20 protein-coding genes, 1 tRNA gene and 1 pseudogene are annotated in these 23,046 nt (G+C 57.9%); 7 read left to right on the forward strand and 15 right to left on the reverse strand.

Annotated elements, in window-relative coordinates; all coding sequences use genetic code 11:
• Positions 1-43: 43 nt before the first annotated feature.
• Complete coding sequence (locus tag EYC95_RS14555; RefSeq protein WP_109635345.1) at positions 44-505, reverse strand: Lrp/AsnC family transcriptional regulator; 462 nt, start codon at positions 503-505, stop codon at positions 44-46.
• 166 nt (positions 506-671) lie between these two features.
• Here EYC95_RS14555 and EYC95_RS14560 point away from each other — a divergent pair, with 166 nt between their 5' ends.
• On the forward strand, positions 672-1,367 hold the full coding sequence (locus EYC95_RS14560; RefSeq protein ID WP_131060978.1) for a peptidase M41: 696 nt from the start codon (positions 672-674) through the stop codon (positions 1,365-1,367).
• 100 nt (positions 1,368-1,467) lie between these two features.
• Positions 1,468-1,704, forward strand: a complete 237-nt coding sequence (locus EYC95_RS14565; protein ID WP_131060979.1) for a DUF2188 domain-containing protein — start codon at positions 1,468-1,470, stop codon at positions 1,702-1,704.
• A gap of 188 nt (positions 1,705-1,892) precedes the next feature.
• Here the strand turns inward: EYC95_RS14565 and EYC95_RS14570 are convergent.
• A pseudogene (locus tag EYC95_RS14570) lies at positions 1,893-2,200 on the reverse strand (DUF3077 domain-containing protein).
• Positions 2,201-2,650: 450 nt separating this feature from the next.
• Between EYC95_RS14570 and EYC95_RS14575 the strand changes: the two are divergent.
• Both EYC95_RS14575 and EYC95_RS14580 read left to right on the forward strand, forming a co-directional pair.
• Complete coding sequence (locus tag EYC95_RS14575; RefSeq protein ID WP_131060980.1) at positions 2,651-2,845, forward strand: hypothetical protein; 195 nt, start codon at positions 2,651-2,653, stop codon at positions 2,843-2,845.
• Between the two features lie 125 nt (positions 2,846-2,970).
• A complete protein-coding gene (locus tag EYC95_RS14580; RefSeq protein ID WP_131060981.1) occupies positions 2,971-3,156 on the forward strand; it encodes a hypothetical protein in 186 nt (61 codons plus the stop codon).
• A 321-nt stretch (positions 3,157-3,477) separates the two neighbouring features.
• Here EYC95_RS14580 and EYC95_RS14585 read toward each other — a convergent pair.
• From EYC95_RS14585 to rpsU, 5 genes are all read right to left on the reverse strand, one after another.
• Positions 3,478-3,554: transfer RNA gene (locus EYC95_RS14585), tRNA-Ile, on the reverse strand.
• 15 nt (positions 3,555-3,569) lie between these two features.
• Positions 3,570-7,316 carry a bifunctional diguanylate cyclase/phosphodiesterase gene (locus EYC95_RS14590; RefSeq protein WP_131060982.1) on the reverse strand — a complete coding sequence of 1,249 codons (3,747 nt, stop codon included), beginning with the start codon at positions 7,314-7,316 and terminating at the stop codon, positions 3,570-3,572.
• 124 nt (positions 7,317-7,440) lie between these two features.
• Positions 7,441-9,291 carry an RNA polymerase sigma factor RpoD gene (gene rpoD, locus EYC95_RS14595; RefSeq protein WP_131060983.1) on the reverse strand — a complete coding sequence of 617 codons (1,851 nt, stop codon included), beginning with the start codon at positions 9,289-9,291 and terminating at the stop codon, positions 7,441-7,443.
• Between the two features lie 67 nt (positions 9,292-9,358).
• Positions 9,359-11,338 (reverse strand): DNA primase, encoded by a 1,980-nt coding sequence (dnaG, locus tag EYC95_RS14600; protein ID WP_131060984.1) that lies wholly within the window; start codon positions 11,336-11,338, stop codon positions 9,359-9,361.
• A 482-nt stretch (positions 11,339-11,820) separates the two neighbouring features.
• On the reverse strand, positions 11,821-12,036 hold the full coding sequence (gene rpsU / locus EYC95_RS14605; RefSeq protein WP_002551877.1) for a 30S ribosomal protein S21: 216 nt from the start codon (positions 12,034-12,036) through the stop codon (positions 11,821-11,823).
• Between the two features lie 199 nt (positions 12,037-12,235).
• Here rpsU and tsaD point away from each other — a divergent pair, with 199 nt between their 5' ends.
• Positions 12,236-13,261, forward strand: coding sequence for a tRNA (adenosine(37)-N6)-threonylcarbamoyltransferase complex transferase subunit TsaD (tsaD, locus tag EYC95_RS14610; RefSeq protein WP_131060985.1), 1,026 nt, complete (start codon positions 12,236-12,238; stop codon positions 13,259-13,261).
• Between the two features lie 23 nt (positions 13,262-13,284).
• On the opposite strand, the gene plsY is transcribed toward tsaD, so the two are convergent.
• Complete coding sequence (gene plsY / locus EYC95_RS14615) at positions 13,285-13,854, reverse strand: glycerol-3-phosphate 1-O-acyltransferase PlsY (protein WP_131060986.1); 570 nt, start codon at positions 13,852-13,854, stop codon at positions 13,285-13,287.
• 74 nt (positions 13,855-13,928) lie between these two features.
• Between plsY and folB the strand changes: the two genes are divergently transcribed.
• Both folB and folK read left to right on the forward strand, forming a co-directional pair.
• Complete coding sequence (folB, locus tag EYC95_RS14620; RefSeq protein ID WP_131060987.1) at positions 13,929-14,285, forward strand: dihydroneopterin aldolase; 357 nt, start codon at positions 13,929-13,931, stop codon at positions 14,283-14,285.
• Positions 14,276-14,794 (forward strand): 2-amino-4-hydroxy-6-hydroxymethyldihydropteridine diphosphokinase, encoded by a 519-nt coding sequence (gene folK, locus EYC95_RS14625; protein WP_131060988.1) that lies wholly within the window; start codon positions 14,276-14,278, stop codon positions 14,792-14,794. Before folB ends, folK begins: the two co-directional genes overlap by 10 nt.
• Before the next feature lie 18 nt (positions 14,795-14,812).
• Here folK and EYC95_RS14630 read toward each other — a convergent pair whose 3' ends face one another.
• The 7 genes from EYC95_RS14630 to apaG all read right to left on the reverse strand — a co-directional run bounded on the left by EYC95_RS14630 (position 14,813) and on the right by apaG (position 22,984).
• A complete protein-coding gene (locus tag EYC95_RS14630) occupies positions 14,813-16,042 on the reverse strand; it encodes a multifunctional CCA addition/repair protein (RefSeq protein ID WP_131060989.1) in 1,230 nt (409 codons plus the stop codon).
• Positions 16,043-16,105: 63 nt separating this feature from the next.
• Positions 16,106-17,668: a SpoVR family protein gene (locus EYC95_RS14635; protein WP_131060990.1), complete on the reverse strand. Its 1,563-nt coding sequence runs from the start codon at positions 17,666-17,668 to the stop codon at positions 16,106-16,108.
• Positions 17,665-18,936 carry a YeaH/YhbH family protein gene (locus EYC95_RS14640; RefSeq protein ID WP_131060991.1) on the reverse strand — a complete coding sequence of 424 codons (1,272 nt, stop codon included), beginning with the start codon at positions 18,934-18,936 and terminating at the stop codon, positions 17,665-17,667. Before EYC95_RS14640 ends, EYC95_RS14635 begins: the two co-directional genes overlap by 4 nt.
• A gap of 204 nt (positions 18,937-19,140) precedes the next feature.
• Positions 19,141-21,063: a PrkA family serine protein kinase gene (locus tag EYC95_RS14645; protein ID WP_010467160.1), complete on the reverse strand. Its 1,923-nt coding sequence runs from the start codon at positions 21,061-21,063 to the stop codon at positions 19,141-19,143.
• A gap of 296 nt (positions 21,064-21,359) precedes the next feature.
• Positions 21,360-21,689, reverse strand: coding sequence for a thiosulfate sulfurtransferase GlpE (gene glpE / locus EYC95_RS14650; protein WP_131060992.1), 330 nt, complete (start codon positions 21,687-21,689; stop codon positions 21,360-21,362).
• A 39-nt stretch (positions 21,690-21,728) separates the two neighbouring features.
• Positions 21,729-22,604: a symmetrical bis(5'-nucleosyl)-tetraphosphatase gene (locus tag EYC95_RS14655; RefSeq protein ID WP_131060993.1), complete on the reverse strand. Its 876-nt coding sequence runs from the start codon at positions 22,602-22,604 to the stop codon at positions 21,729-21,731.
• Positions 22,604-22,984 (reverse strand): Co2+/Mg2+ efflux protein ApaG, encoded by a 381-nt coding sequence (gene apaG / locus EYC95_RS14660; protein WP_131060994.1) that lies wholly within the window; start codon positions 22,982-22,984, stop codon positions 22,604-22,606. Before apaG ends, EYC95_RS14655 begins: the two co-directional genes overlap by 1 nt.
• Positions 22,985-23,046: the final 62 nt, after the last annotated feature.

Here is a 23,046-nt window from a genome sequence, read left to right on the forward strand (position 1 = left end):
GAGCGAGGCTTGCCCGCGAAGAGGCCCTCAAGAACACTGCCAATCAAACCGGCTGCCCCCGATCAATCTTGCTACTCAAGATGATCGACGTCGTGGTCTTCTCCACCCCATCCACACTGCCAATCTGATCCAGCAACTGATCCAGCTGCTCCGGCGATTCCGTACGCAACCACGCCACATAATCAAATTCGCCACTCACCGCACACAACTGCTGCACCTGGGCCATGGCGCTGAGCCGACGCAGCACTTCCTTGCCCGATCGTGGTTGCACCGTGATCCCGACATACGCCTGCAATCCACCGTCCACCACCCGTTGACCCAAACGCACGCCGTAACCGGTGATGACTTTTGCTTTTTCCAGTCGCGCCAGACGTGAAGTCACCGTGGTCCGTGCGATCCCCAATTGCCGAGCAAGCATGGCCACGCTTTCACGGGCGTTGATCTGCAAGGCCGCGATCAATTGGCGGTCGATTTCGTCAAGAACGGGTGGGCGGGTGTCAGGCAAGGGTCGTCTCCGGCAACACAAATCAGTGGCTTGGCATGTTACAGCACGGCTGGCACCGCGGATGTCTGATCTGTTTTCAGAACGTCAGATGGCGCGCGGAAGACAGGATGGACACCAGCAGTCAGTCGTAGTCGAATGAGAAATCGAGGGATGCGAGGTGATAAAAATGACGCAGAAGATGCCGCCCGCTGTACGGGATCACGCAGTGCAGATTGCCAATCACGAAATGGGGCACTACGTCGTTGCCCGAGCCCTGGGGTTTGAAACGGGTGATGTGAGCCTGACAGTGACCATGGACTTGAGGCATCAAGCGGGCGCTTCCATTACCTTGGCGCGTTCAATTACGACGATTGAGGCAATGAAGGAGCATCTGCAAGCCCGAATGATGGTCCTCTTTGCGGGCGCCATGGCGCAGTCATTGGCTTCAAAGCGTTCGTCCGGCAAACGCGTCGATAAGCCGAAAGCGGCTGCCATCCTGAGGGGAGAGCTTGGGGCGGAACAGGACTACGCAAAAATAAGGGAATTACGGCACTTGCTGCGCAACATCACCTACCCCGATACGGATCCGGCTTCGCTTGATCGCATAACGGCCGAGCTGAAAGAGATTACGGATTGCCTGTGGGGCCGGACCCAAACAATCGTGGAGGCATTGGCCGATACGATTACCGGATTGGGCGAGGCGTTGGTAGATGGCATGGGTATCGTCGAGCAATGGGGCAGCGCGGCGGATACGTATGAGGGGGTGTTGACGAGGGAAGTGCTTGAGCGGATGGGGTTGGTGCGGGCGATTCCGGCGTTGAGTGTCTGGGCTGGCAGTTGTAGTGATGCTTCAGTACAGGACATAACACGCAGCCAGCGATAGTGGAGAGGGTGATCGAGAAAACGGTTTCCGAGATCTTGACTACATTTCATCTGCGACATTATCGATACGTAACTGAAAACCTTTATGGAGCAAAATTTAAATGGGCGACAAGAAAGATATTCATGTTGTTCCGCATCCAGACGGCTGGGCTACGAAGAAGGAGGGTGCGGGTCGCGCAGGAGTTGTTACCGACACCCAGCAGCAAGCGATCAATCGTGCCCGAGAACAAGCAAAACGCGATCACGTTGAAGTCGTTATTCACAAAAAAGACGGAACAATCCGAGATAGCGATAGCTATGGCAATGATCCGTCGTCAACGAAAGACAAAAAACACTAATTCGATAAGCCGCCTGGTGAGAGAGAGCTGCGGGCTCTGCTGTGTTTTGCTTTTGTAGAAACGCCAACACACAGATTTACAAAAAGCCCTGATACGAAAGCATCGGGGCTTTTTGCTTTCTAGTGGGTATCCCAGTCGTGATTTGCAGGCTCCAAAAACTCGAGGCGCCTATCAGGGATGGTACGGAGCTATTCTTCGGATTCCGTTGCGGTTCGACCGGTCTCGGCGTCAACACCTTCACCACATCATCAATCACCGCCTTACCCATCGCCGTCAGATAGTGCGCGGCCCAGGCGTGTCGGTCGGTGTCTCTTGCGTAGGCTGCGTCCTCGGCAAATGATTTGGTGAGGAACAGCAGATCGGAGGCTTGTGACAATGCATCAACGATGGGAACGCCGGCACGGACGTTGAACAACGCCTGATCCGAGCAGTAGATGAGTGGGGTGAAACCGATGGTTTTCAGGTCTGAGAATGCGGATGGATTTGTTTTGTTCAAGATAAAACTCCTGGGTTCGAGGAGCTGCCACTTTCGTTACCACACGAAAGGGTGGCAGCTGTACGCAGGGTGGTAAACCGGGAACCAAGGAAACCGGCACGCCCGAAGGCGTCCCACGCACAGCCGCCATATCGAGATTACAGGCATAAAAAACTGCCTATCTTCGGAATGAGTGCACTGTTGCGCTGGTTTCACCGGGTTACCACACCCGATCGCTGCATTTGCAGCGACGTCCGGAGAGTATCCCGTCGAAGAGAACGCCAACAAGGCGGCAAAGTGCCCAAACGCACCCATTACGTAATTCTCGGAGTTTGCCTACAACCTTGACGGACGTCATCCGATAACCGGACGTCAGCGCAAAATATAACCTAGACAGCAGACAGGAAAAAAACGCATGTCCCGCCGCGGAGCAGCGCACAGGACGCGCCCCGAGCCCCGACAGGATGACTAATGCTGCAAAATGACCGCGATAATCTGGAACTCGACAAGCTTCAAGTCGAAATCCGGAGATTCATTGCCGAAACCCGCAAGTTTATGGCCGAAGAAAGCAAGCTTAGACAGGAGGCTTTTTGGTATCCGTTTGCGGTGGGCGCCGGTCTGGTGACTGCTGTTGTCGCCGCCGTCGGACTGTGGTCCAAGCTTTAAGATCCCTAACACACGGAAGCGACCAATGATCGGAGGTGCTTGAGTTTTACCGCATAGCAGCCCACCTTATCTAACAAGGGTTAGCGCATTAGGCGTGACCCGTGATCCCTGCAGGAAGACGCAGTATGTCGACACCTCCTACGATTCAAGCCAGCATTGAACAGTTACACCGTGACATGGCCGCCTTGGCCGAAGACATGCGTAGCCCATCCCCCATCGCGACCCGAGCAATCCTACTGCCGTTTGGACTCGGTGCCGCGCTGGCGCTCGTGACTATTGTTGCTGTTGCCTTGGTGGTTCGGCTGGTCTGATCTCTTAGGCCAAACGGTAGTCGCAGAAAAAAAGCCGCGCATTTGCGCGGCTTTCGTGTTTGGTGGGTCCACACGGAGGAATCGTGGACCAAAGGATTATGAGCAGGGCTGTATTGCTAGGCCAGAAAGGAAAAAAGACGCCATAGGCGTCTTCTTCGATTTGGTAAAGCAGATCCGGACACCACTTGCGAACCGCCTTGCGCGGTTACGGCTTTCGCCCCTGGGAAGCGCTCAATCTCATCCGGTCAGTGGCTTCGATAGCACTATTTACGTCAATCGTTAAATCTAAAGAAAGCCGCGCATCAGCGCGGCTTTCTTGTTTGGTGGGCCCACACGGATTTGAACCGTGGACCAAAGGATTATGAGTCCTCTGCTCTAACCAACTGAGCTATAGGCCCTCAGTAGGCCGCGGATTATAGCGATGGTTTCTCGGCTGTGCTATCCGAAAAATCCGATACGGCTATACGAAGAAACGTCGCAGCGAATTCGTCGGGGGGAAGAGGCAGGCTGACGATGTAGCCCTGGATCTGTTCACAGCCCTCTTCGGCAAGGAATTGCTGCTGTGCCAGGGTCTCGACGCCCTCTGCAATAATGGTGAATTGCATGCTGCTCCCCAACGCGATGATGGCGCGAACAATGGCCACATCGTGGGGATCGTCAGGCAGGCCGCGGACGAAAGACTGGTCGATCTTGAGGATATCCAGCGGCAGACGCTTGAGGTAACTCAGGGACGAGTAGCCGGTACCGAAGTCGTCAATCGCCAATTGCACGCCCAGGTGTTTGAGTTGGTGCAGCACCGCCAACGCTTCTTCCGCCTGGCTCATGATGAAGTTTTCGGTAATTTCCAGTTGCAGAAAACCGGGTTCCAGGCCGTTGTCCTTGAGCAGTTGTTCGATCCGTCCGAGCAGGTTCGGCTGCCGCAGTTGAGCGCCCGCGAGGTTGACCGACAGTGGGCCGAGGCACTCGTAGACCTGATTCCACTCGTACATCTGCCGGCAGGCGGTCTCGAGCACCCAGTCGCCGATTTGCAGGATCATGCCGTTTTCTTCTGCCAGGGGAATGAAGTGTTCCGGCGGTACCGCACCGAAGGTCGGGTGATGCCAGCGAATGAGCGCTTCGGCGCCGACCAGTCGGTGGTCGGCGAGGCTGATTTTCGGTTGGTAGTAGAGAAACAACTCATTGCGCTCGATGGCGCGCCGCAATTCATGTTCCAGCGCAACCCGCTCGCTGGCCTGAGCGGTGAGGTCGCGGGTGTAGCTTTCCACCCGGTTGCGGCCCTTGGCCTTGGAGCGATACATCGCGGCATCGGCGTTCTTGACCAGCGTGGCGACGTCGCAGCCGTCCTTGGGATACAGGCTGGTGCCGATGCTGGCGCTGATGAAAAACTCGTGCTCGCCGGCCTGGAAGGGTGCGGCGAAGCAATTGAGCAGCTTGGTGGCAATGTTGTCCGCGTCGCTGGATTGTTGCAGGCCGGGCAGCAGGATGATGAATTCGTCGCCGCCCAGGCGCGCAACGGTATCGATATCGCGCAACTGCTCCTTGAGGCGCACGGCGATGCCTTTGAGCAGCAGGTCGCCCACCGGGTGGCCAAGGCTGTCATTGATGTGTTTGAAGCGGTCCAGGTCGAGGAACAGCACCGCGCCCTGGCCACCGTTTTCCTGTTGCGTGTTGAGCGCGGTCTGCAGTCGGCTCTCGAACAGCGTGCGGTTTGGCAGGCCGGTCAGCGGATCGTGGTGCGCCTGGTAGTCAAGTTTGGCCTGCGCGTGCTTGAGGCTGGAAATGTCCGCGAACACCGCCACGAAGTGTGTGATGAACTTCTCCCGGTTACGCACGGCGCTGATGGTCAGCCAACTCGGGTAGAGCTCGCCATTCTTGCGTCGGTTGGAAATCTCGCCTTGCCAGTGACCTTCGTCCGTCAGCTGATGCCACATCGCCGCATAGAACGCGCTGTCGTGGAGGCCCGAGGCGAGTAGGCGAGGGGTGTGGCCCAGTGCTTCGCTTTCGCTGTAGCCGGTGATCTCGGTGAACGCACGGTTGACCGCGCTGATGTGCTGTTGGGTGTCGGTGATCAACACCCCCTCGGCGGTACTCTCGAACACCGTGGCGGCCTGTTGCAGTTTCTCCTGCATCAGGTGCCGCTCAGTAATGTCCCGGGCAATGGTCAGCATGCAGTCCTCATCGCCGATGGGCAGCGGACGGCTTGAAACCTCGCAGAGACGGATCTGCCCGTCACTGCGGCGGATGTGGCAGCTGAAGTCGCGAACGAACCCGTCCCGGCGCAGCAAATCGAGCATTTGCTTACGTTCGTTGAGATTGACCCATATCCCCAGTTCCAGGGCTGAACGATCCACGGACATCGCGCTGTTGAAGCCCGTGATTCGGCTGAAACCCTCGTTGACCTCCAGCAGCAACCCGTCGCTCTGCCGGGACAGCAACAAGCCGTCCGGGGAGGCGTGAAAGGCCTTGGCGAATTTTTCTTCGGAGGTTTGCAGTTGTTGCTGGGTTTCCTTGAGCTGGCTGATATCGCGCACGACGACGACCAGGGCAGGGGTCTTATCGAGGTCGAAGGGCTCGGCGGAAATCAGGCCGGTAAACACTTGGCCATTGTTGCGGCGAAAGGGCATCTCCAGGTTGCGGATGCTGCCGGCCTGCAGGCGCTGCAGCAAACCCGGCCCCACGCCCGGGATACCCCAGATGTTCAGGTCGGTGGCGGTCTGGCCAATGACGTCTTCGGCCTTGAGACCAATTTGTTCTTCGAACGCCTTGTTGACTTCCATCAGGCAGCCGTCGGAAAGCCGCGCGATCACCAGGATGTCCGGGCATTGCTGAAACACGGAGGCGAATTTCTGCTCGGAGAGGCTCAGCGCCTCTTCAGTACGCTTGGCATCGCTGATGTCGATCATCAATCCGCGCATCACCGGCTCATGACCATGCTCAATCAGGCTGACGATATCGCGCACCCACAGACAGCGGCCATCGGCGGTGATCACCCGGTAATCGACGCTGTGATCGCGCCCGGCCAGTACTTCGTGGTCGCAGAAAGTCTGTGCCCGGGTCAGGTCCGCAGGGTGGATGATGTTGCGCCAGAAGCCCGGAATCAGCCAGTGGGACAGGGGATAGCCAAGGAGTTCTTCGGCATGCGGTGACACATAGCTGTAGGTGAAATCGCTGATCCGCGCTTCCCAGGCAATCGCGGAAAGGCTCTCCACCAGCCCGCGGTAATGGTATTCGCTGCTGCGTAGCTCTTGTTCCAGATCGACTCGCCGGGCAATTTCCGAACTCAAACGGCGGTTAATCCGGATGACCACCGCCAGCATGATCATCAGAAACAGCAGACCGGGCAGACCGTAAAACAGCAAATCCGACCAGAAGGTTCGATGATCCAGGACATTACCGACCCAGTGTTCCTGAATGGCGTTGATCTCACTTGTGGTCATGTCCGCCAGGACTTTGTCCAGGATACCGACCAGCATCTTATTGTTGGGGGGCACTGCCATCGCCAATTGATAGCGGTAGGGCGTTTCACCGCTGACATACAGGCCGTCGAGCTTGAGCTGGCGCAGGCTCCAGACGCTGGAGGCGAGATCGCCCACGACCGCGTCCACTTCATCGGTGGCCAGTGCCTGCAAGGCCGAGCTGACATTGGGCATCGCCACCAGATTCAGATCAGGGTGGTGCGTGCGCAGCAGTTCGTGGGGCGCATAGTTTTCCACCACGGCGATCTTCAGCCCGTAGAGGTCTTCGATTTTGTGCGGCTGGGGGCCTCCGACATGGGCGAGGATGACAATCGGAAAGTCCAGGTAGGGACGAGTGAACGACAGGTACGACTGGCGCTCCGGGGTCGACATGATGCCCGGCAGGATGTCCAGTTTGCCTTGCTTGGCCTGCTGCAGGACTTCGGTCCAACTGACCGGTTCGATAGGCGTCAGCTTGGTGCCCAGTCGTTGACGGATCACGTTGATATAGTCCGCCGCCAGGCCCTGATAACGACCCTGATCATCACGAAATTCAAACGGCGGCCAGGAAGCGTCGACACCCAGACGCAAGTCCGGGTGAGTCGCCAGCCAGCTACGTTCTTCGTCGGTCAGAGTCAGCGCGCCAGCCGTTGCGGTCCAGGTCATCAGCGACAGCAAAAAAAGCACGGTCGGCAGTCTGGGCATAACGGTCTCGTTATGGCTCGGGGAATGTTTCGAGTGTAGACGGGCAATTCGGCGGGAGCGAAGTGCGGGGGGGGATATTATCTGCATAAAGCAAAACCCCCGGCCTGGGCCGGGGGTTTAGTTGTTACTCGTCGAGGAAGGAGCGCAAATGCTCGCTTCTCGTCGGGTGGCGCAGCTTGCGCAACGCCTTGGCTTCGATCTGACGAATCCGTTCACGGGTCACGTCGAACTGCTTACCAACCTCCTCGAGGGTGTGGTCGGTATTCATGTCGATACCGAAGCGCATGCGCAGAACCTTGGCTTCACGGGCAGTGAGGCCGGACAGAACTTCGCGAGTCGCTTCTTTAAGGCTCTCAACGGTAGCGACATCGATTGGCGACTGCATGGTCGAGTCTTCGATGAAGTCACCCAGGTGGGAGTCTTCGTCATCACCGATCGGGGTTTCCATGGAGATCGGCTCTTTAGCGATCTTCAATACCTTGCGGATTTTGTCCTCAGGCATTTCCATGCGTTCGCCCAGCTCTTCCGGGGTCGGTTCGCGACCCATTTCCTGCAGCATCTGGCGGGAAATGCGGTTGAGCTTGTTGATCGTCTCGATCATGTGCACCGGAATACGGATGGTGCGGGCCTGGTCGGCGATCGAGCGAGTGATCGCCTGACGGATCCACCAGGTGGCATAAGTCGAGAATTTGTAGCCGCGGCGGTATTCGAACTTGTCTACCGCTTTCATCAAACCGATGTTGCCTTCCTGGATCAGATCGAGGAATTGCAGACCACGGTTGGTGTACTTCTTGGCGATGGAGATCACCAGACGCAAGTTCGCTTCTACCATCTCTTTCTTCGCGCGGCGGGCCTTGGCCTCACCGATCGACATGCGACGGTTGATGTCCTTGATCTCGGCGATCGTCAAACCGGTTTCGGTTTGCAGTGCGGTCAGCTTCTGCTGGCAACGAACGATGTCCGGTTGCAGGCGACCAATGGCTTCAGCGTATTTGCTTTTGCCTTTGGCCAGTGCATCGGTCCAGCTTTCGTCGACTTCATGGCCCGGGAACTGGCGAAGGAAGTCGGCACGCGGCATACGCGCATCACGAACGCACAGTTGCATGATCGCGCGCTCTTGCTGACGCAGACGATCCAAGGCACTTCGAACACGCTCGACCAGACCTTCGAATTGCTTCGGAACCAGTTTGATCGGCATGAACAGCTCAGCCAGAAGCACCAGCTCGGCAATTGCCAGCTTGTTGCCACGACCGTGCTTTTTCAGCGCCTTGCGGGTGATTTCCATCTGATCGGAGACAGCGCCAAAGCGCTGAGCTGCGATGACCGGATCCGGACCGCTTTCGGCTTCTTCTTCGTCATCAGTCGTCGCTTCGGCGTCATCGTCGTCCGTATCGTCGTCCGCTTTCACGGCTTTCGGATCGACAGGCGGTGGCACTTCTGCAGCAGGCGGCGCAATGCCGTCGTCCGGGTCGATATAACCGCTCAGGACGTCGGACAGGCGGCCACCTTCGGTGGTGACGCGAGTGTACTCGGACAGAATGTGGTCAACCGTGCCAGGGAAGTGCGCGATTGCGCCCATCACTTCACGGATACCCTCTTCAATACGTTTGGCGATTTCGATTTCGCCTTCACGCGTGAGGAGCTCTACCGTACCCATTTCACGCATGTACATGCGCACTGGGTCGGTGGTGCGACCAATGTCGGTCTCGACCGCTGCCAACGCTGCTGCTGCCTCTTCGGCCGCGGCTTCGTCGGTATCGGCGTCGGCCAGCATAAGGGAATCCTTATCTGGCGCAACCTCGAATACGTTGATCCCCATGTCATTGATCATGCGGATGATGTCTTCCACCTGTTCCGGATCTGAAATATCCTCCGGCAGGTGGTCGTTGACCTCCGCGTAAGTCAGGTAACCCTGCTCACGACCAAGTGTGATCAACTCTTTGATACGAGACTGCTGTTGCGCTTTTCCGGACATAACACCCTATCCACTGAAGGTCTTGGCGGGCAAAAAACAAGCCGAGGATTATACCTGAGCTATGACCTCACGCGCCAGTTGAGGTCGGGGTTGATACAGCCATATTGCGTTTTAATAGGTCGCGCATCTGATTTGCGATCTGATTTGCTTCCTCCGCAGTCAATCCTGGCTGCCTTGCTTTCCTGATAAGTACTTCCAGGCTATCCGTGTGTTGACTTGCCGATAACCTAGTAATGGTGTCTAAAAACTGTTGTTCAAGGTTGTCGCCGTCAATCAGCCATTCCTTTTCCGCCAAAGCCCTGAGCAATCGGCCCTGTTCAGTCCCGTGCCAGCGTGCCATCAACTGAATAGAGTTTAGCTTAGGATTTTTCTGCACTGCCCCGATGAGGGCTACCAGCAGTTGCGCGTACGTGTTGCTCTCATTCGCGAAGTGATCGGCGGTTTCTACCTTGCCCGCCAGTTCCGGGTGATGAATGAGAGTGCGCAGAGCTATCAGCGTTGGCGCTTCGACAGCGATCGGTGTGCGTGGTGCGCTATTTTGGTCGCGATCACCACCGCGTTTGCCGTTCTTGTCCCACGGCTTCTTGTCCCATTTCTTGCCGCCGGCCCCGGGTTTCTTCGGCGTCCATTCCTGCTGCGGCACATACATCTCTTGTGCCTGCGGCTGATGGTAGTCGCTGTAATCCGGCATGGCGTCGTAATCGATGCCCGGGTCGTAGGCGGGTGGCGCATCCTGAGGAGCGCTTTGCACCAGATGGCTCACGGCTTCGCCGCTAAGCCCGGTAATTTCGGTCAGGCGTTGGCGCATCAGGATGCGCAGGTTCGCGCCCGGGACCTTGTCGATCAGCGGCGCGGCGAGGGTGGCCATGTGGGCCTTGCCTTCGAGAGAGCGCGGGTCCGATTCCTCGGTCAACTGCTGGAAGAAATAATCCGCCAATGGCTGGGCGTGCTGGTTGATTCGCGCGCGGAACGCGTCAGTGCCTTCGGAGCGGACCAGCGTGTCCGGGTCTTCGCCTTCGGGCAGGAACAGAAAGCGCGCGCGCCGTCCGTCCTGCAGGCATGGCAGCGCCGCTTCCAGTGCGCGCCACGCCGCGTTGCGGCCGGCCTGGTCGCCGTCGAAGCAGAACAGCACGTTGGGCACGACGCGAAACAGCCGCTTCAAATGCTCTTCGCTGGTGGCGGTGCCCAGGGTCGCGACGGCATTGCGCAAGCCTTGCTGGGCAAGGGCGATGACGTCCATGTAGCCTTCAACGACAATGATTTCGTCGAGGTTGCGGTTATTCTTGCGTGCTTCATAAAGGCCGTAGAGTTCCTGGCCTTTATGGAATACCGGGGTTTCCGGTGAGTTCAGATATTTCGGTTTGTCATCGCCCAGTACCCGGCCGCCAAAAGCAATGATTCGCCCGCGACTGTCACGGATCGGGAACATCACGCGATCGCGAAAGCGGTCATAGCGCTTGCCGGTTTCGGCGTTCTCGATCAGCAGGCCGGCATCAACCATGGCTTTCTGTTGCAGGGTGTCGCTGCTCAAGTGCTTGAACAGATTATCCCAGCCGGGTGGGGCGAAGCCGAGGCCGAAATCCCGGGCAATTTCGCCGGTCAGCCCGCGACCTTTCAAGTAATCCACAGCCGCTTTGCGTGATGGATGACTTTTCAGGGCTTGTCGGTAAAAGTCGGCGGCCGCAGTCAGTAGCGGGTACAGCGGCGAATCGGTCGGCTGCCGCGGTTTGTGCGGTCGGCCGCTTTCTTCGCGGGGGATTTCCATGCCGGCGGCTTTGGCCAGTTCTTCGACAGCCTGGACGAAATCCAGGTTGTCGTGGTCCATCATGAAGCCGAGGGCGTTGCCGCCAGCGCCGCAGCCGAAGCAGTAATAGAACTGCTTGTCGGGGCTGACGCTGAAGGACGGGGTTTTCTCTTTATGAAAAGGGCAGCAGGCGGTGTAGTTCTTGCCAGCCTTTTTCATTTGCAGGCGCGAGCTGACCACATCGACGATGTCGGTGCGGTTCAGAAGGTCGTCAATGAAGCTCTGGGGAATTAGCCCGGCCATGGCGTTCTCGTCATCTGCGCTTAAATGGACCCAAAACGAAGAGCGGCCGAACGCGGGTCGTTGTTTGAGGCGCGCAAAATGTGCGGCTCGACCGGTGTCGTCTGCGTAATCGCTGTCGGGAAGTGTATCTGCCGAAAATCCACTGACGTTAGTACCAATCAGTATTCGACTATATGAAAGTGTTTCGCTGAATCCGGCTGCGGCCAGTCGAGGGCCTCGGATAGCTCATAAGCGGGCACGCAAGAAGGTGCCTTGGGCTGATCGTCGTGAGAGGAATCAGTGGGTGTGCTCGTCAGTAGCCTTGGAAGGCTCGTCAGAAAAGACGTGCACCGCTGGCAAAAGAGCCAGGTCTGACGCTGTGAAGCAGGTTTGTCTCTGTCGCGTCTGCGGCTTTGACGGTGAAGCATCAAGCGTTTTCTGCAAATGCCATTAGCCCGGCTGAGGGCCGGGCTTGGCAGAAGCTTGCTACGAACGTCTGTGTATTAGTACAGACGAACGGCGCGGCGCTGTTCGCGCTGTACTTTCTTGGCGTGACGCTTAACAGCGGCTGCTGCTTTACGCTTACGCTCAGAAGTAGGCTTCTCGTAGAATTCGCGGCTACGAACTTCAGCCAGTACACCGGCTTTTTCGCAGGAGCGCTTGAAACGACGCAGAGCTACGTCGAAGGGTTCGTTCTCTTTTACTTTGACGGCTGGCATCCAGAGCTACCTTCATTCATTACCGGGGTCAACATCCTCGTGGCAAAAGAGCACTTGAAGACGTCGGTTTTTAAGGGTTGCGGATGTTAACCCCTCATCGACCGGAATGCAAAGCCTCTGATCGAAAACCGCTAGTCGGGGCATCCCATGGCGACTATTATGCGCGCCTTCGAATTCAGCCTAAACAAGGCGCAAACCCATGCTAGTACTGGGATTAGAAACCTCCTGCGACGAAACCGGTGTCGCATTATATGACAGTGAACGCGGCCTGCTCGCCGACGCGCTGTTCAGCCAGATCGACCTGCATCGCGTCTATGGCGGCGTGGTGCCGGAGCTGGCCTCACGCGACCACGTCAAACGCATGCTGCCCTTGATCCGTCAGGTGTTGGCCGAAGCTGACTGTGTGCCGACCGAGATCGACGCCATCGCTTTTACCGCGGGTCCTGGCCTGGTCGGTGCCTTGCTGGTGGGCGCCTCCTGCGCTCAGGCCCTGGCCTTCGCCTGGGGCATTCCGGCGCTGGGTGTGCACCACATGGAAGGTCACTTGCTGGCGCCAATGTTGGAGTCGCAACCACCGGAATTCCCGTTCGTCGCTTTGTTGGTGTCGGGCGGTCATACGCAGCTGGTTCAGGTCGACGGGATCGGTCATTACACGCTCTTGGGCGAGACCCTCGACGATGCCGCCGGTGAAGCGTTCGACAAGACGGCGAAGATGATGGGGCTGAATTATCCGGGTGGTCCGGAAATCGCGAAACTCGCAGAGCGGGGCGTTGCAGGACGTTTCACCTTTCCGCGTCCGATGTGCGACCGCCCGGGCCTGGCCTTCAGCTTCAGTGGCTTGAAAACCTTCGCCCTGAACACCTGGCAACAGAGCGTCAGCGCCGGGGACGACAGCGAGCAAGCCCGTTGCGACATCTCGCTGGCGTTCCAGCAGGCCGTGGTGGAGACTTTAACCATCAAGTGCAAGCGAGCCCTGAACCAGGCGGGCATGAAGCGTCTGGTGATCGCTGGAGGCGTCAGCGCCAACAAGGCGCTGCGCACTTCTCTGGAAAAAATGCTCGGCGACATGAAAGGCGATGTGTTTTATGCCCGTCCTGAGTTCTGCACCGATAATGGCGCGATGATTGCGTTTGCCGGTTGCCAGCGCTTGCAAGCCGGTCAGCACGAAAGCCTGGCAATCAGCGTGCAGGCGCGTTGGCCAATGGAGCAACTGTCGGCGCTGTGATGAGCGGTGCTCATGTCCGGTACTTAAAAATGCCGTTCGCGCCCGGCAAACAGGTCGCGTAGATTGCCGCGATGACGCCAGACGATCAGCCCCGTGAGTGCGCTCATGGGCAGCAGTGCCGCCGGTTCTTGCCAGGCCAGCAGCGGCAGGGTCAGCGGCGTGGCGATAAGCGCGGCGAGAGAGCTGGTGCGGGTCAGGTAGAACGTCAGCAGCCAGGCGCAGACCGCCAATAGTGCGGCGGGCGGGTACAGGCCCAAGAGCATGCCGGCTGCGGTGGCGACACCCTTGCCGCCGCGAAAACGGAAGTACAGCGGGAACAGGTGGCCGATGACGGCACAGACGCCGATCCAGGCCTGTTCTTGCAGCGAAAGCCCCGCAAGGCCTGCGATCAGCACCGGCAGCAGGCCTTTGCAGAGGTCGCCGATCAAGGTCAGGATGGCGAGTTTCTTGCCGGCCAGGCGCAACATGTTGGTGGCACCGGCATTGCCCGAGCCACTCATTCGCGGATCGGGGTTACCGGTCAGACGGCTGAGCAAAATGGCGAAGGACAGCGAGCCGAGCAGGTAGGCGATAGTCGCCAGTAACCAAAACATGCTAACTATTCCGGGCGAGGACGCCCTGATTCTAACGGCGCATTGCGCCCTTGTCGTGCAGCGGAGAAAAGTGCTTGGACAGAGTGTTTATCGAGGGCCTGGAAGTCGACACCGTGATTGGTGCCTACGACTGGGAGCGAGGCATCCGACAGTGCCTGCGACTTGATCTGAGCTTCGCCTGGGACAACCGCCCGGCCGCTGCCGGGGATGACCTGACACTGGCGCTCGACTACGCGAGCGTTTCGTCACGCATCCAGGCGTTTGCCGAGCATTCCCAGTACAAGCTGGTCGAGACGTTCGCCGAGCGTCTGGTCGAAGTGTTGATGAGCGAATTCAAGATCACCTGGGTGCGCCTCAAGCTGACCAAGCCTGGTGCCGTCCCGGCGGCCACTGGTGGTGTGGGCGTGGAGATCGAGCGCGGATGTCGCTGACTCAGGTGTATCTCGGACTCGGTAGTAATATCGAGCGCGAAACCCATTTGCAGGCTGGCCTCGAAGCCCTGGCGGGTTTCCTGGTGGATATTCATTGCTCGGCGGTGTTCGAAAGCCAGCCAGTGGGGATCAAGAGCGGCCCGTTCTTCAATTTCGTGGTCTCGGCTTACACCGATCTGCCGCTGATGGAGCTGGACCGCCGATTGAAATTCATTGAGGCGGACAACGGCCGCTATGCGCCCGACCGCAAGGGCTTGCCGCTGGATATCGACGTGCTGCTGTTTGGCGACCTGGTGGGCAATTTCGACGGATTGATCCTGCCTCGGGCAGAAATTCTGAAAAATGCCTTTGTGCTGTGGCCGCTGTCGCTGATTGCGCCGGACAGAGTGCATCCGGGCGTAGGCAAAAGCTTTGCGACGTTGTGGGATGAAGCAAAAATTGATCAGGTGTTGGCGCCAGTGGCGTTCGAGTGGCGCGGAGAGCAGCTGACACCTTCGAATTTGCTGTGATCTTGCCCGCGAAGCTTTTCAGCTAGACGCCGCCTCTTTGTAAGCCTTCAGCGCCTTGAGCCGCTCACGCTTGATCGCCTCGCCCAGCTCCGGCCCCTTGAATCCCTTCTCCAGCAACGGCTGTACCGCCACGCTCCGGGCCGCAGTCGCCGCCCCGCGCAAATATTCCGCCTGTGGATAACTTCTCTGCTCCAGACCTTTGCGTCCGCGGGCGTCCATTTCACACGCCGCAATGAACTCTTCAAATCGCTGAGGCCGACGGTAAACGTCAAAACTCTGCAACAACTCCAGCAACGTCGAGGGTTTCAGCTCAAGGGCGCGGTGGCCATGGGTGTGATATTGGCCCGCCAGCAATGCCAGTTCCTGACAATCCTTCGGAGCCTTGAAGCGTTCGTTGACCGCTTTGATCAGCTTCAAACCCTTGTGTTCATGAGCAATGTGGCGTGGCCACTCTTCTTTGGGCGTCAATCCTTTGCCCAGATCATGCAGCAGGCACGCCCAGCGCACTGTCAGCGGTTGTTTGTGCAGCGCTGCTTGTTCGAGCACGCTCAGGGTGTGCACGCCAGTGTCGATCTCCGGATGATGGGCTTCGGGTTGGGGCACGCCAAACAGGGCGTCGACTTCCGGCATCAACACCTTGAGCGCGCCGCATTCACGCAGCACCTCGATGAACACCTGTGGCTGATCTTCCATGAGAGCACGGGAAATCTCTTTCCAGCTGCGCTCGGCAGTCAACGCCTCCAGTTCGCCTGACTCGCTGAGTTGACGCATGAGCTCCAATGTTTCAGACGCGACGATGAAACCCAGCCCGGCATAACGGGCGGCAAAGCGGGCAACGCGTAACACACGGAGCGGATCTTCGGCGAACACGGGGGAAACGTGGCGAAGTACACGAGCTTCGAGATCTCGCTGGCCGTGATAAGGATCGGTCAGGTTCTGCTGATCGTCTTCGGCCATGGCGTTGATTGTCAGGTCACGACGGATCAGGTCTTCTTCGAGGGTGACGTCGGGGCTGGCGTGAAAGGTGAAGCCGCCGTAACCACGTCCGCTTTTGCGTTCGGTACGGGCAAGGGCGTACTCCTCACCGCTCTTGGGGTGAAGGAATACCGGGAAGTCAGCGCCAACCGGGCGATAGCCCTGGGCGAGCATTTCTTCGGTGGTGGAGCCGACCACGACCCAGTCGATATCGGTGACAGGCTTGCCCAGCAAGCGATCGCGTACCGCGCCGCCGACTTTATAAATCCGCATAAAAAACCTCCGTTAGCCCGACAGAATAACCGTTGCGTCGAACTTCCGGAGGCAGAAACAGGATCAAAGATGAATGACGGCCAGATCCAGTCTTCCGTAATCCCCCTCAGCGTGTTCACTTCTGGGTGGAACGTGCTGAACTTTCATGACCTGGTCGCCTTGCAGGGTTTCCAGGTGAATGTCGAAGCCCCAGAGGCGATGCAGGTGTTTGAGCACTTCCTCGGTGGACTCACCCAGCGGTTTGCGGTCGTGCTGCTGGTGACGCAAGGTCAGGGAGCGGTCGCCGCGGCGGTCGATGCTGTAGATCTGTACGTTGGGTTCGCGATTGCCGAGGTTGTACTGGGCCGCCAGGGTTTCACGGATGATCCGGTAGCCCGGCTCATCGTGAATGGCTGGCACCAGCAGATCGTCCTTCTGGTCGTCATCGAGAATGCTGAACAGTTTCAGGTCGCGGATCACTTGGGGTGACAGGTATTGGAGGATGAAACTCTCATCCTTGAAACTGCTCATGGCGAACTTGATGCTAGACAACCAGTCAGTGCCAGCAATTTCCGGGAACCAGCGGTAGTCCTCTTCGGTTGGGTGTTCACACATGCGCCGTATGTCCCGGTACATGGCAAAACCCAGAGTGTAGGGGTTGATGCCGTTGTAGTAGGGGCTGTCGAAGCCGGGTTGATAGACCACGCTGGTGTGGGACGTCAGAAACTCCATCATGAAGCCGTCGGTGACCAGTCCTTCGTCGTACAAATCGTTCATCAGCGTGTAGTGCCAGAACGTGGCCCAGCCTTCGTTCATCACCTGGGTCTGGCGTTGCGGGTAGAAATACTGGGCGATCTTGCGCACGATCCGCACGATTTCCCGCTGCCAGGGCTCCAGTAGCGGGGCGTGTTTTTCGATGAAGTACAGGATATTTTCCTGAGGTTCGGCGGGGAAGCGTGCGTTGTCCTTGTCGCTGTACTTGTCCGCACCTTTTGGAATGGTCCGCCACAGATCGTTGATCTGCTTCTGCAAATGCTCTTCCCGATCCTTCTGCCGACGGCGTTCTTCTTCAGCCGATATCGGATACGGGCGTTTGTAGCGATCGACCCCGTAGTTCATCAGCGCGTGACAGGAATCCAGCAGGTCCTCGACCGCGTCGATGCCGTGGCGTTCTTCGCATTGCATGATGTACTGCTTGGCGAAGACCAGGTAATCGATGATCGAACTGGCGTCGGTCCAGGTGCGGAAAAGGTAATTGCCCTTGAAAAAGCTGTTGTGGCCATAGCAGGCGTGAGCAACCACCAGGGCCTGCATGCAGATGGTGTTTTCTTCCATCAGGTACGCGATGCACGGGTCGGAATTGATCACGATCTCGTAGGCCAGCCCCATCTGCCCACGGCTGTAGGACTTCTCGGTGCTGAGGAAGTGTTTGCCGTAGGACCAATGGTGATAACCCAGCGGCATGCCGACGGAGGCGTAGGCATCCATCATCTGCTCGGCGGTGATCACTTCAATCTGGTTGGGGTAGGTATCCAGGGCATAACGAGCCGCCAGACGACTGATTTCTTTGTCGTAGGCCTGGATCAGCTCGAACGTCCATTCGGAGCCGGTGGAAATGGGTTGGCGCTTCTGCTCTTTGGCGGTCATGTCACTAACCTGCGCTGGAAGAGTTCACGGAAGACCGGATAGATATCCCCGGCCGAGACCAGTTGCTGCTGGGCAAAATTGTCAGAGAAGGCTTCAGCAATACGTTCGTACTCAAACCACAAAGCCTGATGTTCGCGCGGGGTAATCTCAACGTAAGTGTAGTACTGCACGAACGGCATGATCTGGTTGATCAGAATGTCGCGGCAAATCGGCGAGTCGTCGTTCCAGTTATCGCCGTCGGAGGCCTGGGCGGCATAGATGTTCCACTCGTTACTCGGATAGCGTTCGGCCATGATCTCCTGCATCAGTTTCAAGGCGCTGGAGACGATGGTGCCGCCGGTTTCCCGGGAGTAGAAGAACTCTTCCTCATCCACTTCGCGGGCGCTGGTGTGGTGGCGGATGAACACAACGTCGATCTTGTCATAGTTACGCTTGAGAAACAGGTACAGCAGGATGAAGAACCGCTTGGCGATGTCCTTGGTCGCCTGGGTCATGGAGCCGGACACGTCCATCAGGCAGAACATCACCGCTTTGGAGCTTGGGTTCGGCTGCTTGATGAGCAGGTTGTACTTGAGGTCAAAGGTGTCGAGAAACGGCACGCGGTGGATGCGCGCACTGAGTTTTTCGATTTCTGCTTCGATTTCCTGAATATCGCCGAAGTTGTCCGGTTCATCCCGCTTGAGTCGCAGCAGTTCGTCTTTGGCTTCGCGCAATTTTGCCCGGCTGCTGCCAGACAGGGCGATTCGCCGGGCATGGGCCGAGCGCAAGGTTCGGATGATGTTGATTCGCGACGGGTTACCTTCGTTGCTGATACCTGCGCGCACGGTCTTAAAGGTGTCGGTGCCGGTCAGGTTGCGCTTGACCAGATTCGGCAGCTCAAGGTCCTCGAACATGAATTCGAGGAATTCCTCCTGGGTGATCTGGAAGACGAATTCGTCCATCCCTTCGCCCGAGTTACCGGCCCTGCCGGGGCCTCTGCCACCGCCACCTCCAGGCGGGCGGGCAATGTGCTCGCCGCTGGTGAACTCCTTGTTGCCCGGATGCACGACGGTTTGCTTGCCACCCCGACCGTGGTGAAGCACCGGCTCGTCAATGTCGCGGCCGGGGATGCTGATCTGTTCGCCGTGTTCCATATCGGTAATGGAACGCCGACTGACCGCCTCTTCGACAGCCTTTTTGATGTGATCACGGTAACGCCGCAGAAACCGCTGACGGTTCACCGTGCTCTTGTTCTTGCCATTGAGACGTCGGTCGATCACATAGCTCATGACTGCTCCTTAGAAGCTGTCCTGAAAGGGGCGAGCGGTTATGCAGCATCGTGCCGAGTGCCAAGGGATGTTCACGCTCCCCCAAGCGCTTTGGATGCTGCCTGAACTTCGCTTCCAACTTTCGAACACCTTCCAGAGGTCTGTGTAACAGAAAAAGCGCACACAGGTCTCTGGCTGACGACAACCGGTCTGACCGGCAGCGGGTTACTGTGATTTTCTGACCCGCAGGTACCACTCGGACAGCAGTCGTACCTGTTTGTCGGTGTAGCCCCGCTCGACCATCCGTGTGACGAAGTCGTTGTGCTTCTGCTGGTCCTCTTTGCTGGCCTTGGCATTGAAGCTGATGACTGGCAGGAGGTCCTCGGTGTTGGAGAACATTTTCTTCTCGATGACCACCCGCAGTTTTTCGTAGCTGAGCCAGGTCGGGTTCTTGCCGTTGTTATTGGCCCGGGCGCGCAGTACGAAGTTGACGATTTCGTTGCGGAAATCCTTCGGATTGCTGATGCCGGCCGGTTTTTCAATTTTCTCAAGCTCTTCGTTCAGCGCGACGCGGTTGAGGATTTCGCCGGTCTCCGGATCGCGGTACTCCTGATCCTGAATCCAGAAGTCGGCGTACAGCACGTAGCGATCGAAGATGTTCTGGCCGTATTCGCTGTAAGACTCGAGGTAGGCAGTCTGGATCTCCTTGCCGATGAATTCGATATAACGCGGTGCCAGGTACTCCTTGAGGAAGCGCAGGTACCGTTCGCGGGTCTCGGCCTGGAATTGTTCCTGTTCGATCTGTTGTTCCAGCACATACAGCAAGTGCACCGGGTTGGCGGCGATTTCGTGCGGATCAAAGTTGAAGACCTTGGACAGGATCTTGAACGCAAACCGGGTCGACAGACCGTTCATGCCTTCGTCTACACCGGCGTTGTCGCGGTATTCCTGGATCGACTTGGCTTTCGGGTCGGTATCCTTGAGGTTCTCGCCGTCATACACACGCATCTTGGAGTAGATGTTGGAGTTTTCCGGCTCCTTGAGGCGTGAGAGCACGGTGAACTGGGCGAGCATTTTCAGGGTGTCGGGCGCGCAATGGGCCTTGGCCAGGGAACTGTTGAACAGAAGCTTGTCGTAGATCTTCACTTCGTCGCTGACCCGCAGGCAGTACGGCACTTTGACGATGTAGATCCGGTCGATGAAGGCTTCGTTGTTCTTGTTGTTGCGGAAGGTGTGCCATTCCGATTCGTTGGAGTGAGCCAGCAGGATCCCGGTAAACGGAATCGCACCGAGGCCTTCGGTACTGTTGTAGTTACCTTCCTGTGTGGCGGTCAGCAATGGGTGCAGGACCTTGATCGGCGCCTTGAACATTTCGACGAATTCCATCAGGCCCTGGTTGGCCCGGCACAGAGCGCCCGAGTAGCTGTAGGCATCGGCGTCGTTCTGTGGGTATTCCTCCAGTTTGCGGATATCGACCTTGCCCACCAGCGCCGAGATGTCCTGGTTGTTTTCATCGCCCGGTTCGGTCTTGGCCACCGCGATCTGATTGAGGATCGACGGATACAGTTTCACCACACGGAACTGGCTGATGTCGCCGCCGAATTCGGCCAGGCGCTTGGTAGCCCATGGCGACATGATGGTATTGAGGTAGCGCCGCGGAATGCCGAAGTCTTCTTCGAGGATCGCGCCATCTTCAGTGGCGTTGAACAGACCCAGCGGCGACTCGAATACCGGCGAGCCCTTGATGGCGTAGAAGGGCACTTTCTCGATCAGCTGTTTCAGCTTCTCGGCCAGGGACGATTTACCACCACCGACGGGGCCGAGCAGATAGAGGATTTGTTTCTTCTCTTCCAGGCCCTGAGCGGCATGGCGGAAATACGACACGATCTGGTCAATGCATTCTTCCATCCCGTGGAAGTCTTCAAAGGCCGGATAGCGGCGGATCACCTTGTTGGAGAAGATTCGCGACAGTCTCGAGTTGGTCGAGGTGTCGAGCAGCTCCGGTTCTCCGATGGCCAGCAACAGACGCTCGGCGGCGGAGGCGTAGGCGCTGCGGTCCTGTTTGCACAGCTCAAGATACTCTTGCAGCGAGAGTTCTTCCTGGCGTGTGGACTCGAAGCGTTGTTGGAAGTGGCTAAAGATACTCATGACGTCACCTCGCTCGATACGTGGAGCCGACGCCGGATCATTCAGTCGATGCTGGCAGCAACCGGATATGCAGTTGCTGTTTACCCCCCAGAACTCTTTCGGAGCTGACTACCCCGAAAGCTACTCCCGATGACCCGCGCGCCGGTGTACCGGCTCTCCCCTGTTTTGGATGGCCTGCGCTTAAGGATAGTTGGGAATTCGGGAGGTAAAGGCGAGATACGTAATTAGTTGTGGCAGACCGTTCGTCTGCCACCGCGCGAGCCCGCAGGGGCCGGGGCTTGCACGTTACAAAAAAATTATTCGGACGTGCCTTGCGCCGTTTCCGCAGGATAAGTCGTACGCCACAGCTCAAAACCGCCATCCATGCTGTACACGTCGGAGAAGCCCTGGCTGATCAGGTAAGCGGCGGCACTCTGGCTGGAGTTGCCGTGATAGCAGACCACTACCGTAGGGGCATCAAGATCGGCGGCGCGGATGAAGTCGGAAATGGAAACATTGTCCAGATGCTTTGAGCCGGCGATGTGCAGCGCGGCATAAGTAGCAGGATCACGGACATCGACCACCACTGCGCCTTGTTCGCGCAGGGCTTGTGCCTGTTCTGGGGGGATGCGTTTGAATTCGCTCATGGCGGGCTCCTGTGGCTCGGCTGAAAGCGCAGTCTAGCGCTAGGCGCTGGCTGACGTTTGTTCGGGGGTAGGGGGTGCGACTGGCGGTAAGGTGTGGCCATGTTCGTCGCATTTGCACAGCAGGCGTTCACCGGTGTCGACGTTCATCAGAGTCATGGAGCCGCCCCAGACACACCCGGTGTCGAGTGCGAAGACGTCTGGCTCGTCACACTGGCCTTCGAGCGCCGCCCAGTGGCCGAAGATGATCTTCAGGCCCTTGGTTTTGCGATCCTTGTGCTTGAACCACGGCGCATAACCCGGCGGCGCGGAATCGATGCCTTCCTTGCCCTTGAGGTCGAGTTTGCCCTCGCTGGTACAGAAGCGCATGCGGGTGAAATAGTTGGTGATCACGCGCAGGCGGGTTACGCCTTTGAGGTCGTTGTCCCATCTCACTGGTTCGTTGCCGTACATGCCGTCAAGGTAGGCCGGGAAGCGGTTGTCGTCGCGCAGGGCTTCTTCGACTTCAGCGGCGCATTTCAAGGCTTTGCGCAGCGACCACTGTGGCGGGATGCCGGCATGGACCAGGGCAATGTTGCGCTGCTCGTCGTAGTGCATGAGCTTTTGCTGACGCATCCACTCCAGCAGTTCCGCAGCATCTGGCGCCTGGAGGATCTCGCGCAGGGTGTCGGCTTTCTTCAGGCGTTCAATGTTCTGCCCGGCCGCCAGCAAGTGCAGGTCATGGTTGCCGAGCACGCACACCAGCGATTCGCGAATGCTATAGAGGAAGCGCAAGGTTGCCAGCGACTGCGGGCCACGGTTGACCAGATCGCCCACCAGCCACAGACGATCCTTTACAGGGTCGAAAGCGACTTGTTTGAGCAGGCATTGCAGCGGCTCAAGGCAGCCTTGAAGGTCTCCGACGGCATACGTCGTCATCAGTGCAGGGCTCCGGGTACCGCCAGGCGGAAGGGAGCGATGATGGCGTCAAAATGTTTGCCGTCGTCGGCAACCATCTCATAAGTGCCTTGCATCGTGCCGACCTTGGTGGTCATGACGGTGCCGCTGCTGTAGGTGTGGTTTTCACCGGCCTGGATTAAAGGCTGCAAACCCACGACACCCGCACCCTTGACCTCCTCCACATGCCCGTCACCATCGGTGATCACCCAGTGCCGCGACAGCAGTTTGGCCGGTAGCTCGCCATTGTTGTGCACGGTAATGGTGTAGGCGAAGGCAAAGCGGTTTTGCTCGGGTTGCGATTGTTCTGCCAGATAGCGGGTGACGACGCTGACGTCGACCTGATAACGAGGATCGGACATGCAAGAGGCCTTAAAAACGAAGCGAGACGCGGGGCTTAGCTGATTGAACTCAGTCTAGGCCA

Source organism: Pseudomonas sp. BGI-2, from assembly GCF_004310295.1.
Lineage (GTDB): Bacteria > Pseudomonadota > Gammaproteobacteria > Pseudomonadales > Pseudomonadaceae > Aquipseudomonas.

What these genes read in the sequence shown, in the direction of transcription:
- EYC95_RS14560 (WP_131060978.1), top strand. Translation starts at nt 672, where the DNA reads ATGACGCAGAAGATGCCGCCCGCTGTACGGGATCACGCAGTGCAGATT.
- EYC95_RS14565 (WP_131060979.1), top strand. Translation starts at nt 1,468, where the DNA reads ATGGGCGACAAGAAAGATATTCATGTTGTTCCGCATCCAGACGGCTGG.
- EYC95_RS14575 (WP_131060980.1), top strand. Translation starts at nt 2,651, where the DNA reads ATGCTGCAAAATGACCGCGATAATCTGGAACTCGACAAGCTTCAAGTC.
- EYC95_RS14580 (WP_131060981.1), top strand. Translation starts at nt 2,971, where the DNA reads ATGTCGACACCTCCTACGATTCAAGCCAGCATTGAACAGTTACACCGT.
- EYC95_RS14590 (WP_131060982.1), bottom strand. Translation starts at nt 7,316, where the DNA reads ATGCCCAGACTGCCGACCGTGCTTTTTTTGCTGTCGCTGATGACCTGG.
- rpoD (WP_131060983.1), bottom strand. Translation starts at nt 9,291, where the DNA reads ATGTCCGGAAAAGCGCAACAGCAGTCTCGTATCAAAGAGTTGATCACA.
- dnaG (WP_131060984.1), bottom strand. Translation starts at nt 11,338, where the DNA reads ATGGCCGGGCTAATTCCCCAGAGCTTCATTGACGACCTTCTGAACCGC.
- rpsU (WP_002551877.1), bottom strand. Translation starts at nt 12,036, where the DNA reads ATGCCAGCCGTCAAAGTAAAAGAGAACGAACCCTTCGACGTAGCTCTG.
- tsaD (WP_131060985.1), top strand. Translation starts at nt 12,236, where the DNA reads ATGCTAGTACTGGGATTAGAAACCTCCTGCGACGAAACCGGTGTCGCA.
- plsY (WP_131060986.1), bottom strand. Translation starts at nt 13,854, where the DNA reads ATGTTTTGGTTACTGGCGACTATCGCCTACCTGCTCGGCTCGCTGTCC.
- folK (WP_131060988.1), top strand. Translation starts at nt 14,276, where the DNA reads ATGTCGCTGACTCAGGTGTATCTCGGACTCGGTAGTAATATCGAGCGC.
- EYC95_RS14630 (WP_131060989.1), bottom strand. Translation starts at nt 16,042, where the DNA reads ATGCGGATTTATAAAGTCGGCGGCGCGGTACGCGATCGCTTGCTGGGC.
- EYC95_RS14635 (WP_131060990.1), bottom strand. Translation starts at nt 17,668, where the DNA reads ATGACCGCCAAAGAGCAGAAGCGCCAACCCATTTCCACCGGCTCCGAA.
- EYC95_RS14640 (WP_131060991.1), bottom strand. Translation starts at nt 18,936, where the DNA reads ATGAGCTATGTGATCGACCGACGTCTCAATGGCAAGAACAAGAGCACG.
- EYC95_RS14645 (WP_010467160.1), bottom strand. Translation starts at nt 21,063, where the DNA reads ATGAGTATCTTTAGCCACTTCCAACAACGCTTCGAGTCCACACGCCAG.
- glpE (WP_131060992.1), bottom strand. Translation starts at nt 21,689, where the DNA reads ATGAGCGAATTCAAACGCATCCCCCCAGAACAGGCACAAGCCCTGCGC.
- EYC95_RS14655 (WP_131060993.1), bottom strand. Translation starts at nt 22,604, where the DNA reads ATGACGACGTATGCCGTCGGAGACCTTCAAGGCTGCCTTGAGCCGCTG.
- apaG (WP_131060994.1), bottom strand. Translation starts at nt 22,984, where the DNA reads ATGTCCGATCCTCGTTATCAGGTCGACGTCAGCGTCGTCACCCGCTAT.